Source organism: Arthrobacter sp. Y-9, assembly GCF_029690065.1.
Taxonomy (GTDB): Bacteria; Actinomycetota; Actinomycetes; order Actinomycetales; family Micrococcaceae; genus Arthrobacter_E.
The window spans coordinates 2,249,762-2,265,254 of record NZ_CP121463.1 but is presented as its reverse complement, the minus strand read 5'-3'; the positions used below and the strand labels follow the sequence as shown (position 1 = coordinate 2,265,254).

13 protein-coding genes are annotated in these 15,493 nt (G+C 69.8%); 7 read left to right on the top strand and 6 right to left on the bottom strand.

Going from position 1 to position 15,493, the window contains the following annotated elements:
• Positions 1–8: 8 nt before the first annotated feature.
• The 5 genes from P9849_RS10175 to P9849_RS10155 all read right to left on the bottom strand — a co-directional run bounded on the left by P9849_RS10175 (position 9) and on the right by P9849_RS10155 (position 6,647).
• Entirely contained in the window at positions 9–1,727 is a 1,719-nt protein-coding gene (locus P9849_RS10175) for a glycoside hydrolase family 13 protein (protein ID WP_278266696.1), read from the bottom strand.
• A 74-nt stretch (positions 1,728–1,801) separates the two neighbouring features.
• Entirely contained in the window at positions 1,802–3,508 is a 1,707-nt protein-coding gene (locus tag P9849_RS10170; protein WP_278266695.1) for a glycoside hydrolase family 13 protein, read from the bottom strand.
• A 45-nt stretch (positions 3,509–3,553) separates the two neighbouring features.
• The gene (locus tag P9849_RS10165) at positions 3,554–4,375 is read right to left on the bottom strand and encodes a carbohydrate ABC transporter permease (protein ID WP_244907215.1); all 822 of its coding nucleotides are present in this window, start codon (positions 4,373–4,375) and stop codon (positions 3,554–3,556) included.
• 80 nt (positions 4,376–4,455) lie between these two features.
• On the bottom strand, positions 4,456–5,358 hold the full coding sequence (locus P9849_RS10160; protein WP_278266694.1) for a sugar ABC transporter permease: 903 nt from the start codon (positions 5,356–5,358) through the stop codon (positions 4,456–4,458).
• Positions 5,355–6,647, bottom strand: a complete 1,293-nt coding sequence (locus tag P9849_RS10155) for an extracellular solute-binding protein (RefSeq protein WP_278266693.1) — start codon at positions 6,645–6,647, stop codon at positions 5,355–5,357. Before P9849_RS10155 ends, P9849_RS10160 begins: the two co-directional genes overlap by 4 nt.
• A 232-nt stretch (positions 6,648–6,879) precedes the next feature.
• Between P9849_RS10155 and P9849_RS10150 the strand changes: the two genes are divergently transcribed.
• The 5 genes from P9849_RS10150 (at position 6,880) to P9849_RS10130 (ending at position 12,600) form a co-directional block, all read left to right on the top strand.
• The gene (locus P9849_RS10150; RefSeq protein ID WP_278266692.1) at positions 6,880–8,106 is read left to right on the top strand and encodes an ROK family protein; all 1,227 of its coding nucleotides are present in this window, start codon (positions 6,880–6,882) and stop codon (positions 8,104–8,106) included.
• Between the two features lie 109 nt (positions 8,107–8,215).
• The gene (gene murA, locus P9849_RS10145) at positions 8,216–9,538 is read left to right on the top strand and encodes a UDP-N-acetylglucosamine 1-carboxyvinyltransferase (protein ID WP_278266691.1); all 1,323 of its coding nucleotides are present in this window, start codon (positions 8,216–8,218) and stop codon (positions 9,536–9,538) included.
• 36 nt (positions 9,539–9,574) lie between these two features.
• Positions 9,575–10,354, top strand: coding sequence for a lysophospholipid acyltransferase family protein (locus P9849_RS10140; RefSeq protein WP_278269147.1), 780 nt, complete (start codon positions 9,575–9,577; stop codon positions 10,352–10,354).
• 56 nt (positions 10,355–10,410) lie between these two features.
• Positions 10,411–11,415 carry an NAD(P)H-dependent glycerol-3-phosphate dehydrogenase gene (locus tag P9849_RS10135; protein ID WP_082724048.1) on the top strand — a complete coding sequence of 335 codons (1,005 nt, stop codon included), beginning with the start codon at positions 10,411–10,413 and terminating at the stop codon, positions 11,413–11,415.
• Positions 11,416–11,484: 69 nt separating this feature from the next.
• Positions 11,485–12,600: a D-alanine--D-alanine ligase family protein gene (locus P9849_RS10130; RefSeq protein ID WP_278266690.1), complete on the top strand. Its 1,116-nt coding sequence runs from the start codon at positions 11,485–11,487 to the stop codon at positions 12,598–12,600.
• Positions 12,601–12,708: 108 nt separating this feature from the next.
• Here P9849_RS10130 and P9849_RS10125 read toward each other — a convergent pair whose 3' ends face one another.
• The gene (locus P9849_RS10125; protein WP_278266689.1) at positions 12,709–13,242 is read right to left on the bottom strand and encodes a DUF3515 domain-containing protein; all 534 of its coding nucleotides are present in this window, start codon (positions 13,240–13,242) and stop codon (positions 12,709–12,711) included.
• A 142-nt stretch (positions 13,243–13,384) separates the two neighbouring features.
• Between P9849_RS10125 and thiL the strand changes: the two genes are divergently transcribed.
• Together thiL and P9849_RS10115 are read left to right on the top strand one after the other, a co-directional pair.
• Positions 13,385–14,443, top strand: a complete 1,059-nt coding sequence (thiL, locus tag P9849_RS10120; RefSeq protein WP_278266688.1) for a thiamine-phosphate kinase — start codon at positions 13,385–13,387, stop codon at positions 14,441–14,443.
• Between the two features lie 22 nt (positions 14,444–14,465).
• A complete protein-coding gene (locus P9849_RS10115; RefSeq protein ID WP_278266687.1) occupies positions 14,466–15,440 on the top strand; it encodes a DAK2 domain-containing protein in 975 nt (324 codons plus the stop codon).
• Positions 15,441–15,493: the final 53 nt, after the last annotated feature.

The window sequence follows — 15,493 nt, the reverse complement described above, 5'->3', positions numbered from 1 at the left end:
GCGCTTGATCAGCCCCGCAGCCAGGCGGTGGTCGCGCCCGGGAGGGTGTGTCCCTCGAGCGGGGCGCTGCTCAGCAGCACCTCGCCGTCCGGGAGCGTGGCCGGAGCGTCGCCGAAGTTCGTGACGCTGATCCAGCCCCCGGGGCGCCGGAAGGCGAGCACCGAGGAGTTCTCCGTGGGCAGCCATTCGAGGTCCTCGGCGCCTTGGAGCTCGGCGCGGAGGGCCAGGGCCTTGCGGTAGAAACTCAGCGTGGAGTCCTCCTCCGCTTCCTCCGCCTGCACCGAGTACTCCGCGAACCACGCGGGCTGGGGCAGGTGGGAGCCACCCGTGCCGAAACCGAACGCCGGACCATCGCTCGTCCAGGGCAGGGGCACGCGGCAGCCGTCGCGGCCGATCTCCACACCGGGGTTCCGGAAGAAGGACGGGTCCTGCCGCTCGGCGTCCGGGATCTGGCCGACCTCCTGGAGACCGAGTTCCTCACCCTGGTACAGGTAGGACGAGCCCGGCAGCGCGAGCATGAGCTGTGTGGCGGCGCGGGCGCGGCGCAGGCCGAGCGCGGCGTCCACCGCGGCCGGGTCGCCGCCGTCGAGCAGCCAGGACTTGCCGGCGTTGGCCATGATCGCGCCGGACTCCGCCGGACCGGACTCGGGCAGCCCGTAACGCGTGGCGTGACGGACCACGTCGTGGTTCGAGAACACCCACGTGGAGGAGGCGCCGCTCGCCGCGGCCTCGGCGAGGTTCTTCGTGATGATCTCGCGGAAGTCCTCGGCCCGGAAGTCCGCCTGGAGCAGGTCGAAGTTGAACGCCTGGCCCAGCCCCTCCGGGCTCGCGTACCGGGCACGGCGGTCCGGGTGAACCCAGGCCTCGGCCACGGCCGTGCGGGCGGGGGAGTACTCGTTGAAGACCGTGCGCCATTCGGCGTAGATCTCGTGCACCGCGTCGCGGTCCCAGAACGGGTGGGAGCCGTCCACGAACCCGTCCGTGCCGGTGTTGAGGGCCTGGAGGTCCGCCTTGGACGGCATCGGCTCGGAGAAGTCCTTCACCATACCGTGCGCCACGTCAACGCGGAAGCCGTCGACGCCGCGATCGGACCAGAAACGCAGGGTCTTGAGGAAGTCCTCGCGGACTTCGGGATTGTCCCAGTTGAAGTCCGGCTGTTCCTTGGCGAACAGGTGGAAGTACCACTGGCCCGGCGTGCCGTCGGGCTCGGTGACGCGCTCCCAGGCAGGGCCGCCGAACACCGAATCCCAGTCGGACGGCGGCAGTTCGCCGTGCTCTCCCTTGCCGTCACGGAAGATGTACCGGTTGCGGGCGGGCGAGCCGGGCTCCGAGGCCAGCGCCTCGCGGAACCACTCGTGGCGGTCCGACGAGTGGTTCGGCACGATGTCCACGATGAGGCGGATGCCGGCCGCGTGGAGCGCGGCGACCATGTCGTCGAAGCCCGCGAGGGTCCCGAGCCGCGGATCGACGTCGCGGTAGTCGTCCACGTCGTAGCCGCCGTCGGCCAGCGCCGAGGGATAGAACGGGCTCAGCCAGACGGCGTCGACCCCCAGCTCCCGGAGGTACCCGACCTTGGACGTGATGCCGGGCAGATCGCCGATGCCGTCGCCGTTGGAATCGGCGAAGCTGCGCGGATAGATCTGATAGACGGCCGCCTGGCGCCACCAGTCGGGGTCGCTCAGGTGGCCGGCGTCGCGGTGCTGTGCCTCGGGGGCGGTGGTGCTCACAATGCTCCTTGTCGGAAGGTCGGGGGTGTTCCCGGCCCAGGGGTCGCCCGGGCCGGGAACGGGAATGAAGGCGGTCAGGCCGAGGCCGCGGTGCCCGGGACACGCAGCCACGCGGTCGCGGAGCCGGGCAGGAGGCCGTTCTCCACGGGCGCGCTCGCGAGCAGCAGCTCTCCCACGGGCAGCTCCACGGGTTCCTGGCCGAAGTTGGTGATCGTCAGCCAGCCGCCAGGCCGGGTGAAGCCGAGTGCCTCAGAGGGCGTCTCCACCCACTCCAGCGTCTCGGCGCCCTGCAGCGTGCTGCGCAGGCGCAGAGCCGTGCGGTACAGGTTGAGGGTCGACGCCGGGTCAGAGTCCTCGGCTTCCACCGAGTACGCGCCGAACCACTCCGGCTGGGGCAGATGTGCGCCGCCCGGCCCGAAGCCGAACGATGGCCCGGACGACGTCCAGGGGAGCGGCACGCGGCAGCCGTCGCGCCCCAGGCCGTCGTAGGACCAGGCGGGCTGGTGCACCGAGCGGTGGTAGGCCGGGTCCTGCCGCGCCTCGGCGGGCAGGTCGCCGACCTCCTGCAATCCGAGCTCCTCACCCTGGTAGAGGTAGGTGCTGCCGGGCAGGGCCAGGAGGAAGAGCGTCGCGGCGCGGGCCCGGGCGAGGCCGAGCGCGGGATCGACGCCGTCGGCCGGCGCCCCGGCGATCATCCACTCGATGCCCTGCTTCACGCCCTTGCGGCCGCCCAGTGGCGGCAGACCGTAGCGGGTGGCGTGGCGGGTGACGTCGTGGTTGGAGAGCACCCAGGTGGAGGACGAACCCGTGGTCGCCGACTGGGCGAGGTTCTCCGTGACGATCCGCCGGAACGCCTCCGGGTCGAAGTCCGCGGTCAGGAGATCGAAGTTGAAGGCCTGGCCCAGGCCGTCCGGCGAGGCGTACTTCGCGCGGCGCACCGGGGAATCGACCCAGGCTTCGGCGACGGCGGTGCGGGGCGGGTCGTACTCGTTGAACACGGCGCGCCAGTCGGCGTAGATCTCGTGCACCTCGTCCCGGTCCATGAGCGGGTGGGTGCCGGAGTCGCGGTCCAGCGCGTCCAGGTCCGCCCGGCCGGGCAGCGTCTCCGGAAGGTCCTTCACCAGGAGGTTCGCCACGTCCACGCGGAATCCGTCGACGCCGCGGTCGGACCAGAAGCGCAGGGTCTTCAGGAAGTCCTCGCGGACCTCGGGGTTGTCCCAGTTGAAGTCCGGCTGTTCCCTCGCGAAGGTGTGCAGGTACCACTGGCCGGGAGTGCCGTCCGGTTCGGTGATGCGTTCCCAGGCGGGTCCGCCGAACACCGAGTCCCAGTCCGACGGCGGGATCTCCCCGTGCTCACCCAGCCCGTCCCGGAAGAGGTACCGTTCCCGGGCCGCGGAGCCGCGGGGCGAGGCCAGGGCCTCCCGGAACCACGCGTGCTCGTCCGAGGAGTGGTTCGGCACGATGTCCACGATGACGCGGATGCCGGCCGCGTGCAGGGCGGTCACCATCTCGTCGAACTCCTCGAGCGTGCCGATCCGGGGGTCGACGTCGCGGTAGTCCGCCACGTCGTAGCCGCCGTCCGCGAGGGCTGAGGGGTAGAAAGGGCTCAGCCACACGGCGTCGATCCCCAGAGCAGCCAGGTACGGCACTCGCGAGATGATGCCCCGCAGATCGCCGATGCCGTCGCCGTTGGCGTCCGCGAAGGAGCGGGGGTAGATCTGGTAGACGGCGGCCTGACGCCACCAGGTGGCCTCGGGGAGAAGGACGGATTCTGCTGCCATGGGGGATTCCTCGGAGAAGTCGGTGAGGTGGATGCGGAGCGGGCGTCAGCCCTTGACGGCGCCCTGGGTGACGCCCGCCATGACCCAGCGCTGCGTGAACAGGTAGGCGACGATCGCGGGGGCCATCGCCATGAGGTAGGACGCGAAGGACACGTTGTAGTTGTTGCTGAATTGAGTCTGGAACAGGTTCTGCCGAACCGGAAGGGTCTGCAGCGCCGGATCCGAGATGATGAGGGACGGCATCATGAAGTCGTTCCAGGCGTACAGGAACGCGAAGATGCCCACCGTGGCGCTCATGGGGGCGAGCAGCGGGAAGATGATGCGCCAGAAGGTGACCCAGGTGCTCGCCCCGTCGATCCGGGCGCTCTCCTCGAGCTCCAGCGGGATCGACCGGAGGAAGGCGGTGAACAGCAGCACGCTGAAGCTCAGCTGGAACATGCTGGCCAGCAGGATGACGCCGAGCGGGTTGTCCAGATGCAGGAGCCCGGTGAGCTGGATCTGCGGCAGCGCCACCACCGGGAACGGGATGAACATCGCGGCGAGCAGGTAGTAGAACGAGTAGCGGAACACCTTGCGGTCCCAGTTGCGCACGATCGCGTACGACGTGAACGCCGAGAGCACGATGGTGAGCACCACGGTGCCGGCCGTCACCAGGAGGCTGACGCCTGCCCCGACGGGGAAGCTCGTCAGATTCCAGGCCTGCACGAAGCCGTCGACCGAGAAGGGCGCGGGCAGGGAGAAGGCGTTGCCGTCCACGGCCTGCGCCCCGGTCTTGAACGCCATCGAGAGGGTGACGTAGAGCGGCAGCAGCACGGTGACCGCGCAGAGCAGGAGCAGGACGGTGGCGGGCCAGTTGACCCGCTCCATCCGGATGCGGGGCGCGCGGCCCCGGCCGCGCTCGCCGTCGGCGGCGTGGGTCTCGGGGGTGAGAAGCGTCTGCGTCGACATCAGAGTGCGTTCCTTCCGCGGGTCAGCGAGAGCTGGAGCAGGGAGATGAGGACCGCGACGACGAAGAAGATCGTCGCGTTGGCCATCTGGTAGCCGTAATCGCCGCCGTTGAATCCGGCGATGATGCTCATGGCGATGCTGCGGGTCGAGGTGCCCGGACCGCCGTCGGTGAGGCCCTTGATGATGTCGTAGGCGTTCAGGAAGCCCTTGAAGCCGAGGATGACATTGATGACCACGTAACCCGCCACGAGCGGCATGGTCACCCGCAGGAGCTGCTGCGTCTTGCTGGCGCCGTCCAGATCGGCCGCTTCGTAGACGTCGCCCGGAACCGAGAGGAGCCCGGCGATGTAGATGAGCAGCGTGCCGGGGATGGCCTGCCAGGCGGTGACGGCCACGATCGCCACCCAGGCGAGGTCCGGGTTGGCGAGCAGACTCGTCTGGAGCCAGGTCACGCCCGTGGCCGAGCCGACGGCGGGCAGCGAATTCGAGAAGAGGAAGTTGAAGACGTAGGCGATGATGATGCCGGAGATGACCATCGGGATCACGAAGACGGTGCGGAGCCCGGTCTTGAAACGGATACGGGCGGTGAGTCCGATCGCCAGGAGGAAGGCGATCACGTTCACCACGAGCACGGTGACGATCGAGAAGCCGAACGTGAACAGGTAACTCTGGAGGATGGCCGGGTCGCTGAACAGGGCGATGTAGTTCGTCAGGCCGTTGAAGCTCCAGTCGCCGACGCCGATGGAGTCAGTGAAGCTGAACGTGATGCCGATGATGCCGGGCACCGTGATGGCCAGGGTGAACAGGACGAGACTCGGCAGCAGGAAGAGCCAGTAGACGGGTTCGACACGACGCCGGCCGCGCAGGACCGTGCGCCCCGCGGCGCTGGTGGAGGTGCTCATGTGGTCTTCTCTTTCGTGGCCGGCGCCCGGAAGGCGAGCCGCGCCCAGTCGGCGTCGAGGGTGCGCAGGGTGGCTTCGGGCTCCGCGCCGAGGGCGATCGCCTGGGCGTAGTTGAAGACCGGGATGGTCTTCGGGATGAGGACCGAGGGGCCCTGGTAGACCTTGCCCTGGTCGACGTAGGGGATCATCCCGGCGACCCGGGGATCCTTCGGCGGCGCGGCGCCCTTGAGCGGGGTGAACCCCAGCTGGGAGTCGTTGTACGCCTGGATGTGCTCGGGCTTGTAGAGGTAGTCCAGGAACGCCCGGGCGGCCTCCTGATGCTTCGAGGCCTGGGGCACCATGGCCGCGAGGTCCAGGTTGACCCGCACGGCCAGGTCCTTCTCGTCGTTCGTCATCGGCAGGGGGAAGGTGCCGAGCTCCAGATCGGGCGCCGTCTTGGCGATCTCGCTGAAGGCCCACGGCCCCTGCAGGTACATGGCCGCCTTGCCCTGGGCGAAGGCGAGGTTGCCGTCGCCGTAGGTCTGGCTTGAAGCGTTCTTGTTCGTGTACTTCAGGAGCTGCTGCATCCGGGCCATCGGCGCGGCGAACGCCTGGGAGAAGGACGTCGTGGACGTCGTGCCCACCGTGTCGCCTTCGGCGGCGAGCCGCTGGTAGAAGTCCACCACGTTGAGCGAGCCGCCCACGGCGTAGTCGAACCAGCCCTGGCCGACCGTCCAGTTGTCCATGATGGTCGCCTGGAAGGGCGTGACGCCGGAGGCCTTGAGAGCTTCGCAAGCGGCGAGCAGCTGGTCCCAGGTCTTCGGCACGGCGATGCCGTGAGCGGCGAAGATCTTCTTGTCGTAGATGACCGAGGACGCCATGACGGAATAGGGGAGTGCGCTCTGGCGGCCCTCGCAGTGCCCGTACTGATCCAGCAAGGGCTGGTAGTCCTGGCGGATCTGCCCCGCGGCGGCCGTCCCGCTCAGATCGCTGAGCGCGCAGCGGTCGATGAACCGCGACACCTCGGTGTTGTAGTTCGCCAGCATCAGATCCGGCGGGTTGCCGCGGACGAAACTCGCCGAGACCACGTCCACTCCCGAGGTGTCCAGCACCACCCGCGTCTTGGTCTGGGATGCGTTGTACTCGTTGACCACCTTGGTCATGAAGGGGATCGCTTCACGCTTGCTGAAGGTGAAACGGATGGTCTCCGTCCCGCCGTCGCTCGCGCACCCTGAGAGCAGGCCGCCCAGCAGGGCGAGGCTCAGCGCCAGCCCCGCTGCGCGCCTGGCCCGTGTCGGTTTCACAGACACCGTTGTCCTTTCGTCGTGCGGCCGGGCCGCGGGCGCCGGGCGGGGAAGTCCTTCTGAGAGTTGCCGGGCGAGTTTAGATAGGAGGTAAATTTATAACCTATCGACAGTATAGAGGTGATCCGGCTCACGCCGTCAAGGGCGCTCGTGACGTGTTTCGCCACCTCGATTCATGAGCTAGATTTCAGAGCAGACCCGCGGACGGGCCTCGCAGGCAGAAGGAGTGTGGGCGTCGATGATGAGCGAGACCGCGCCTTCGACCCAGGTGGTGCGCAGGATCAACGCCAGAGCCATGCTGCAGGCCATGCGCGGCGCCGGGGTGCTCACGGGCACCGAACTCATGGCGGGGACAGGCCTCTCCCGGGCCACGGTCATCTCGATCTGTGACGAACTCGTGCGGCTCGGCTGGCTCCGCGAGCTGGGGAACCAGCGGGACGCGGGAGACTACGTCAAGGGCCGCCCGGCCCGCCGCTTCGTCTTCGACGACGGCGCCGCGAGTGTCCTGGGCATCGACATCGGCGCCCACAAGATCACCGCCATCGTGGCGGACATGGCCGGAACCCCCTTGTCCCAGGTGACGCTGCCGTTCCGCGCCGACAACGTCGCAGCCGACGAACGCGCGGACGTCCTGGACCGCCTCGCCGCCCAGGCGCTCGCCGACGCCGGGGTGGACGCCGATTCGGTGCTCGCGGTCTCCGTGGGCGTGGCGGCCCCGGTCGGCCGGGACGGGAACGTCCTCACCGTCCAGGAGTTCTGGCGGTCCTTCGACGTTCGGGCCATCGTCTCCGAACGCCACGGCTGGCACGTGCTCCTGGAGAACGACGCCAACCTCGCTGCGCTCGCGGAACGCTGGATCGGCGTCGCGCAGGGCATCGACAATCTCGCGGTCATGCTGGCCGGCGACCGGCTCGGTTCCGGCGTGCTCGAGTCCGGCCGGCTCCTGCACGGCCAGCTCGGCGGCTTCGGCGAACTCGGCTACCTCGAGCACCTCGACGGGGTCGGCGACACGCACGGCATCGCGCACCATGTGGCGCAGTGGGCGCGGGATGCGCTCGACGACGGCGCGGACACCGCCTTGCGCGTCGCCTGCGGCGGGGAGCCCTCCGCCGTGAGTGCGGAGATGGTGTTCTCGGCCGCGGCGGACGGCGACGCGACCGCCGTCGGGATCCTCGACAGGGTGGCCCGGCGCATGGCGCGCGTCATCGGCGCGCTGAGCACCATGGTGAACCCGGAGGCCGTGGTCATCGCGGGCGCCGTGGCCGAGTCGGCGGGCGCGCTGCTGCCCGGGATCACCCGCGAGCTGCCGCGCTACACGCACACCCCTCCGCGGGTCCTCGTGTCCTCCCTGGGGGAGGGCATCGTGTCCCTCGGAGCCGTCCGCCACGCCCTCGATTACGTCGAGGAGAACGCCCTGGACGTGTACCCTGCGTCGCTGCGCCAGGCCCCGGCCGGACGGGCCTGATCCACGCCGGGGCGGGCGCGCAGGGTCCCGCCCGCGCGCCGTCGGGGCTCTATGCTTGATGAGGAGCTGGGACCCAGCTCCGAACGTAGAAGTGCGAGGACAGATGTCGATGAGTAGTGTGCTGACCATCCGGGGCGGGGTTCCGCTCAGTGGCAAGGTTTCCGTGCGGGGCGCCAAGAATCTGGTGCCCAAGGCGATGGTCGCAGCACTGCTCGGCAGCGAGCCCTCCGTGCTCCGCAACGTCCCGGAGATCAAGGACGTCGAGGTCGTCACCAGCCTGCTCCAGCTGCACGGAGTGACCGTGGTGAAGGACCCGGTGACCGGGGATCTGAGCCTGGACCCGGCCAACGCCAGGAACGCCTCGCACACCGAGATCGACGCGCACGCGGGTGACTCCCGCATCCCGATCCTGTTCTGCGGACCGCTCATCCACGCGATCGGCGCGGCCTTCATCCCGGATCTGGGCGGCTGCCGCATCGGCGACCGGCCCATCGACTTCCACCTCGCCGTGCTCCGCAAGTTCGGCGCCGTGGTGGAGAAGACCGGCAACGGCATCCACCTCTCCGCGCCGGAAGGCCTCAAGGGCGCCAAGATCACGCTCGACTACCCGAGCGTCGGCGCCACCGAGCAGGTCCTGCTCTCCGCCACCCGTGCCGAGGGCATCACGGAGCTGCGCGGCGCCGCCATGGAACCCGAAGTGGTGGACCTCATCGCGGTGCTCCAGAAGATGGGCGCCATCATCAGCATCCAGACGGACCGGACGATCCGGATCGAAGGCGTCTCCGAGCTCCGTGGCTACGATCACCGAGCGCTCCCGGACCGCAATGAGACGGCCTCCTGGGCCTCCGCCGCGCTCGTGACCCAGGGCGACATCTTCGTCGAGGGCGCCGCCCAGCACGACATGATGACCTTCCTGAACACCTACCGGAAGGTGGGCGGCGGCATGGACATCATGGACGAGGGCATCCGTTTCTACCACCCGGGCGGCAAGCTCAACCCGCTCGTGCTCGAGACCGACGTGCACCCCGGATTCATGACCGACTGGCAGCAGCCCCTCGTGGTGGCCCTGACCCAGGCGGACGGTGTCTCGATCGTGCACGAGACCGTGTATGAGAACCGCTTCGGCTTCACCCAGGCCCTCACCCGCATGGGCGCGAGCATCCAGCTGCACCGCGAATGCCTCGGCAGTGTGCCGTGCCGCTTCGGGCAGCGGAACTTCCTGCACTCGGCCGTCATCTCCGGCTCCACGCCCCTGGTGGGCCGGGACATCGACGTCCCGGATCTGCGGGGCGGCTTCAGCCACCTGATCGCGGCCTTCGCCGCCACGGGCGTCTCCCGCGTCACCGGCACCGAAGTGATCCAGCGCGGCTATGAGCGTTTCACCGAGAAGATCGCCGGGCTCGGCGCCGATTTCGAACTCACCGGAGCGTAGAACCCCATGGGGAAGACCGAGAAGACTCAGCACGGCATGAAGGAGAGCCCGGGGTCCCGGGCCACCTTCGCCTTCCTGGCCGGTGTGCTCCGGCCCCTCATGAACCTGGTGCTCTCCAAGCGCTGGGAGGGCCTGGAGAACCTGCCTGAGGGCGGTTTCATCGCCGCGCCCAACCACGTCACGGAAATCGATCCGGTCGTCGTGGGCCACATGCTCTACAACGCCAAGCGCCCGCCGCACTTCCTGGCCAAGGCGAGCCTGTTCAAGATCCCGGTGTTCGGACGCCTGCTGCACAGTTCGCGGCAGATCCCGGTGGAGCGCACCACCGCGGGAGCGAACAACTCGCTCAAGGTGGCGCAGGAGGTGGTGGACGCCGGTGGCTCCATCATCATCTACCCGGAGGGCACGCTGACGCGCGACCCCGATCTGTGGCCCATGAAGGGGCACACGGGCGCAGCGCGGCTGGCGCTGCAGACCGGTGCGCCCGTGGTCCCGATCGGCCACTGGGGCGCGCAGGAACTGTTCCCGCGGTATGCCAAGCGGCTCCACGTGTTCCCGCGGAAGAGGGTGCGCGTGGTCGTCGGACGGCCGGTGGACCTGGAGGACCTGCGGGGCAAGCCGATGACCAAGACCGTGCTCACCGAGGCCACCACGCGCATCATGGATGCCGTGACCGCCCTGGTCGCGGAGCTCCGCCAGGAGCCGGCGCCGGCCGAGCGCTGGGATCCGGCCGCCCACGGGCAGAGCGCCACGGGCCGGCTCGACCCGACGGGCGCCGCTCCGGCCCCGAAGAACGACGACGGCGGCGCCGCGTGAGCGCTCACGACACCGCCACCGCACCGGGAGAGGCAGCTGTGGAGAAGATCGCCGTCATGGGCGCCGGTTCCTGGGGGACCACTTTCGCGAAGGTCCTGGGCGACGCGGCCCTCGCAGCGGGCGAACCCCGGGACATCGTGCTCTGGGCCCGGCGTGCCGAGGCCGCGGAGGAGATCAACCGCGAGCACCGCAACAGCCGCTACTTGCAGCAGATCCCGCTGCCGGACGCGGTGCGCGCCACGGACAGTGCCGTCGAGGCCCTGCGGGACGCCGCCGTCGTCGTGCTGGCGGTCCCTGCACAGTCCCTGCGCGAGCAACTGCGTGCCTGGAAGGACGCCGTGGCGCCCGGAGCCCTCGTGGTCTCCCTCATGAAGGGCCTGGAACGCGGCACGGACGAGCGGATGAGCGAGGTGATCGCCCAGGAGTGGGGGACGCCCGCGTCCCAGATCCTGGTGCTCTCCGGCCCGAACCTGGCCATGGAGATCGCCCGGGAGGAACCCACGGCCTCCGTGGTGGCCTGCGCGGACGAGGCCATGGCGCAGCGCGTCGCGGAACTCTGCACGGCGCCGTACTTCCGCCCGTACATGAGCTCGGACGTGGTCGGGGTGGAGATCGGCGGGATCGTCAAGAACGTCATCGCCCTGGCCGTCGGCATCTGCGAAGGCCGGGACATGGGGGACAACACCAAGGCCTCCGTGATCACGCGCGGCCTCGCCGAGACCACCCGCCTGGCGCTGGCACTGGGCGGCGAAGCCCACACCCTGGCCGGTCTGGCGGGTCTGGGCGACCTCGTGGCCACCTGTGCCTCGCCCCTCTCCCGCAACCATACGGCGGGCAAACTGCTCGGCCAGGGCCTGACCCTGGACGAGGTGGTGGAACGCATGACCCAGACCGCGGAGGGCGTGAAGTCCGCGGACGCCGTGCAGGAACTGGCGGCGCGGCATGGCGTCGAGATGCCGATCACCGCGGCCGTGGTGGCGGTGCTCGCCGGTAAGCTGGCTGTCGAGGATCTGGGCCCGCTGCTCCTGAACCGCTCCTTGAAGTCCGAGGACGGCTACTGAGCCGGCCGCTCCCGCCAACCATCCGCACCACTGACGACCCGCACCATCGACGACCCGAACGGAACCACTGTGACTGACGCCCGGAAGCCCCGCATCGCCGTCCTCTTCGGAGGACGCTCCAGTGAGCACGCCGTCAGCTGTGTCACCGCAGCGGGCGTGCTGGGAGCCATCGACCGGGAGAAGTACGATGTGATCCCGATCGGCATCGCCAAGACGGGCCAGTGGGTCCTGCCCGAGGCGGACCTCGACCAGTGGTCGCTCACCGCGGACGCCCTGCCCGAGGTCACCCCCGGGGAGGCCACCGTGGCCCTGGCCGAGATCGGCGGAGAGCACCAGCTGATCGTGGCGGCGCCCGATCAGGTCCCCACCGAACTGGGACAGGTGGACGTGGTCTTCCCGCTCCTGCACGGGCCGTTCGGTGAGGACGGCACGATCCAGGGCCTGCTCGAGCTCAGCGACACCCGCTATGTCGGCGCCGGCGTGCTGGCCTCGGCCATCGGCATGGACAAGCACTTCATGAAGGTCGTTTTCGAGGCCGCGGGTCTGAAGGTCGGACCGTACCTCGCCGTGACCGACCGTCAGTGGCTCCGTGACGCCGCCGGGGTGCGCCGCCAGGTGGAAGAACTGGGCTTCCCCGTCTTCGTCAAGCCCGCCCGGGCCGGTTCCAGCATGGGCATCTCCAAGGTGGACCGCGTGGAGGATCTGGACGCCGCCATCGAGGAAGCCCGCAGGCACGATCCGAAGCTGGTGATCGAAGCCGGGATCGTGGGCCGGGAGATCGAGTGCGCCGTGCTGGAAGGCCGGGGCACCGACGAACCGCGCGCCTCGCTGCCCGCCGAGATCGCCGTGGCCGTGGGGGAGCACTCCTTCTACGACTTCCAGGCCAAGTACGTGGACAACGCCGCGTCGCTCAGCTGCCCGGCGGATCTGCCGGAGGAGGCCATCGCCGAGGTCCGGAAGCTCGCGGGCGTCGCCTTCGACGCGATCGGCGCCGAGGGACTGAGCCGCGTGGACTTCTTCTACACCCCGGACGGCGAGTTCATCATCAACGAGATCAACACGCTGCCCGGCTTCACTCCGAAGAGCATGTACCCGCAGATGTGGGCCGCGACGGGCCTGAGCTACACCGAGCTGATCGACGAGCTCATCCATCTGGCGCTGCACCGCAAGACCGGGCTGCGCTGAGCCGACTGCGCTGAGCGGCATACGCTGAGCCAGGCACACGGAAGGCCCTCACCGTTCGCGGTGGGGGCCTTCGCCGTCAGTGCGGTCTTCCCTGTGTGGGGCGACCGCCTACTTGCCGCTGCCCGGGAGGTTCTGCAGATCCTCCTGGCCCACGCACTTCTTGGTGGCTTTGATCTTGCTGGCGGGCGCCGAGAGATCGGCCAGCACCGTGGCGGACGAGATCTTCCCCGGATCCAGGAGCACCTCGACGGCGGGGGTCCGGCCGAAGGTCGTCAGGGTGTAGATCGGGCTGCCTTTCTCGCCCTCCTTGATGACCCAGTCCACGCCGTTCACGGTGGCGCAGCGGTCCTTCGTGGGACCGGGCGGGGTGACGCCGCAGCGCAGGATCACCAGGGACGGGTCGCCCCACGCGGCCGTGGCCTGGGCATTCGTCTTCCGCAGCGCCGCGTCGCCGATCTTGTCCGGAAGCGCCACCATCATCGGAGCGCAATCCGGGTTGGCGGCATCCTTGGCCGGGGTGACGTCGACGGCGGGTGAGCAGGCGCTCAGGGCCAGCACGGAGCCCAGCGAGAGGGCCAGCAGGGCCGCCGGTTTCGGAAGTTTCCGGGCCGCGGACCGCGGGGCAGGACGGGTGACACGCATGGCACCAGCCTACCGAGCTTCGCTGGGAGCCCTTGTCAGGGGACCTTCGCACGGCGGCTCCGCCCGGACTTCCCGCGCCGGATGACTGGTCCGCCCCGGGAGCGGTTGACGCTCCGGGCCGGAAGTTGGATAGCGTTGCCGTGTGCCAGAGAACCAGCCGACCGTCGCCGCCGTGGGGGAGTCGGGCCTCCTCGCGAGGATCTTCCCCCTCCTGCCGCAGGGCCCCGCCACCCTCCTGGGTCCCGGGGACGACGCCGCTGTGGTCTCGACGCCGGGCGGCAGCGTGGTGGTCTCGATCGACACCCAGACGCAGGACCAGGACTTCCGCCTCCGCTGGAACAACGGCTATGCGAGCACCGGTCACGACGTCGGGTGGAAGTCCGCGGCCCAGAATCTGAGCGACATCAACGCCATGGGCGCGGAGCCCCACTCGCTGCTCATCAGTCTCACCCTGCCCCCGGAGACGCCCGTCGCCTGGGTGGAGGACTTCGCCCGCGGAGTGCACGACGCCGTGCGCGCGCTGGGGGCGGAGGTCGCCGTCGTCGGGGGTGACCTCGGCCGTGGCCGGGAGATCTCGGTGACCGCCACGGCGATGGGCCGGGAGGTGGCCGGGAAGGTCGGACTGCGCTCGGGGGCCTCGGCCGGTGACGTCGTCGCGGTGGCCGGAAGGCCCGGCCGTGCCGCCGCCGGGTGGTCCCTCCTGGAGAGCGCCGTCCCCGTGGGGGATCTCACGCCGGACCAGCGTGCTCTGATGGATGCCCAGTGCCGGCCGTGCCCGCCTCTCGGCAGTGGAGCGGCGGCCCTGGCGGCGGGCGCCACGGCCATGATGGACGTCTCGGATGGGCTGCTGAAGGACTCCGGGAGGCTTGCCCGGGCGAGCGGCGTCACTCTCGAACTCGACCCCCTCCTGCTGGCCGTCTTCGGCCCGGAACTGCGCCCCGCGGCCGAGCTGCTGGCCGCCGTGCCGGGGTCCGGCGAATCCGCGGAAGACCTGGTCCGGGGGTGGATCCAGGGCGGGGGCGAGGACTTCTGCCTCCTCAGCACTTTCCCAGGAAACGGTCCCGTGCCGGACAGCTTCACTGTTGTAGGCTCAGTGGTGCCCACCCCGCCTGGACAGGAACACGGTTCCCGGATCCGCACCGATGACGGGGACGCAGCAGGGCACGCGACGCGAGGATGGGATCACTTTGGGGCACCATAAGATTGCCGCCAACGCTCAGGCGATGAGGCGCTGGCTCTGCACCGCGGAGCAGGTGGTGGGCAATCACAGCGACCGACTGAATGCCATCAACATCTTCCCGGTGGCCGACGGCGACACCGGAACCAACCTCTATCTGACCCTCCGGGCCGCGGCACGCGCCATCGGTCCTGAGGAATACCCGGTCGGCAACGACGTCGGCGTCGTGCTCGCCGATGCCGCAGGCGCCGCCATGGAGAACGCCCGCGGGAACTCCGGCACCCTCCTGGCCGTCTTCCTCGCCGCGCTCGCGGAATCCGTACAGGGCCACACCCGCCTCAGCGCCCCCTTGCTGGCCTCCGGTCTGCGGCGGGCCAGGATGCGCTGCTGGTCCGCGCTGAGCGAGCCGGTGGAGGGCACCATGCTGTCGGCGCTCGCGGCCGCGGCCGACGCCGCCGAGGAGATGGACTCCGCCCTCAACGGCGACGACAGCAATCTGGCCCTTGCCCAGTCCCTGAACCACGTGGTGGAGACGGTGCAGCAGGCCGTGGTCCGCACGGAGGAGCAGCTCGGCGCACTGCGCCAGGCCCAGGTGGTGGACGCCGGCGCCGTCGGGTTCCTGCTGGTCCTGGACTGCCTGCGCGGCACCATCCTGGGCACGCAGACGAGCGAGACCGCCTGGGACGAGCTGCACGGCTACCAGACCGAGTTCCCGCACATCCACGGGGACATGCCCGCCGACGACGGCTACGAGGTCATGTGCACCATCGAGCTGTCGCCGTTGGACGCCGCCACCCTCCGGCAGCGCCTCGACGAGATCGGTGAGTCCGTCATCATCTCGCCGGTGAAGGCCGTGACCGGGCACCGCGACGGCGTCGATGTGCAGGAAGGCGAACTCAGCTACCGCTGGCGCGTCCACGTGCATGCGGCGGATCCCGCCCCGGTGCTCGAACTGATCAACGCCCTGGGCGAGCCCGCCAACGTCACCCTGTCGGAGCTGGCCGCCCCCCGCGAGTCCTGAATGGGACGGCGGAACGCACGCGTGCCCGCGGTCCTGGACCCCTCCGGCCGGAG